Source organism: Sphingobium sp. Ant17 (genome assembly GCF_000588875.1).
Taxonomy (GTDB): domain Bacteria; phylum Pseudomonadota; class Alphaproteobacteria; order Sphingomonadales; family Sphingomonadaceae; genus Sphingobium.
In genome coordinates, this window is record NZ_JEMV01000183.1 from 1 (window position 1) to 1,739 (window position 1,739).

Genomic DNA, 1,739 nt, shown 5'->3' on the forward strand with positions numbered 1-1,739 from the left:
CTGTCGGATCTCGCCCGTAAGGCGCTCCGTCGCCAGCCGAGACAACGCGCACGCGCAACGGGATCAGTCTCTTGCCAGCCAAGCCTGGGGTCGTGGTGACGCAGGATATCGTCAACGCCCTTCGTGATGAGGCGCCATGACCTACCTTCTGGACGTCAACATTCTTGTCGCACTGATCGACCCCAATCATGTCGGTCACGAGGCAGCGCACCGCTGGTTCGAGGCGGAAGGCAGCAAGGCCTGGGCGACTTGCCCTATGACCGAAAACGGCGTGATCCGGATCGTCGGCAACGTCCGCTATCCCGCAACGCCGGGTTCTCCGGCCGAGGTCGCGACGATCATGGCCCAGATGTGCAGACTTCCCGGTCACAGTTTTTGGCCGGACGATATCAGCCTGCTGACCGCAGACCATGTCGATGCAAGCCAGATCCTGACGTCAGCGCAGGTGACCGACACCTATCTCCTTGCCCTTGCGGTCGCAAATGGGGGCAAGCTCGCGACTTTTGATCGCCGCCTGACGCCCAAGGGGGTGGCCGGGGGCAAGGACGCGATCCACCTCATTGGACATCAGTGATGCGTACCAACCTTGACCACCTCCCAGCAGCCAAGCAGCGAGAGCTCGAAGAGGTCGTGCGCATCTTGTTCGCCGAGTTTCGGGAGGCAACCGAGAATGCGACTGGCCGCAAGAAGTCGGCCCGCATCCTCAAGATCATCCTTTTCGGCTCCTATGCGCGGGGCGATTGGGTCGATGCGCCCTTCGATGCCAATCAGTATAAATCCGACATGGATATCCTGGTCATCGTCAACCAGAAGGAACTGGCCGACGTCGCTGCCTATTGGTCGGTCGCAGAGCAGCGCCTCATCGACGCCTATCTGATCGAGAAGCGCATCCATACGCCGGTGCATTTCATCGTTCACTCGCTTCAGCAGGTGAACCAGGGCCTCAGCCATGGCCGGGTCTTCTTCATGGAAATAGCCGAACAGGGCATCGCCCTCTACGAAGCCGATGATCGCGAACTGGCCAAACCCAAGCCCAAGACGCCGTCGGAAGCAGCGAATGCGGCGCAGGACTATTTCGACGATTATTTTTCTGAAGCCATGCAAGTGTTCGAAGTCGCAAAGTTTGGCATTGAAAAGTCATTCGTCAGGAAGGCGGCATTTGATCTCCACCAGACTACTGAGCGTCTCTATCAAGCCATTTTGCTAACTCTCACCTTCTACACGCCATATGACCACAACATCGCATTTCTCCGCGCACAAGCTGAGAGCAGGCACCCTGCGCTGTTTGACATATGGCCACGGAACTCCCGAAAGGAGCGGGCGATGTTCCAAAAGCTCAAGGACGCCTATGTGAAGGCGAGATATTCCAAGCATTATCAGATCGATTTAGAAGAGCTGCGTTGGCTAGCTGAACGCATCGAAAATCTCGGCCAGACGACCCATTCGATATGCGTTTCTCACATAACCAAGCTAAAAGGAAAAAGCGCGCCATTGACGTTTGTCGCACGGATTTGCTGCGTAAAAATATCCGACGCCGGAATGACCGAGTTTTGGGACACCGCGTAATTGATGTAGCCACCCTTCTGTATGGTACGAAGTCGCATGAACGCTTCAATGCAGGAGGGTGACCATGTCGATCTACGCAGGACTGGATGTGAGTGACAAGTCCACGCATGTGTGCGTGGTTGATGGCGAAGGCGCTGTGTTGCGGCGCGAGGTTCTGGCGAGCGATCCCGACG

General features: G+C 57.0%; 2 protein-coding genes. Both read left to right on the top strand.

Annotated features, from left to right (window positions below; genetic code table 11):
* The first annotated feature begins 136 nt into the window (after positions 1 to 136).
* Positions 137 to 574: a TA system VapC family ribonuclease toxin gene (locus BF95_RS25240; protein WP_037475387.1), complete on the top strand. Its 438-nt coding sequence runs from the start codon at positions 137 to 139 to the stop codon at positions 572 to 574.
* Entirely contained in the window at positions 574 to 1,566 is a 993-nt protein-coding gene (locus tag BF95_RS25245) for a HEPN domain-containing protein (RefSeq protein ID WP_081764300.1), read from the top strand. Before BF95_RS25240 ends, BF95_RS25245 begins: the two co-directional genes overlap by 1 nt.
* The last annotated feature ends 173 nt before the right edge of the window (positions 1,567 to 1,739 follow it).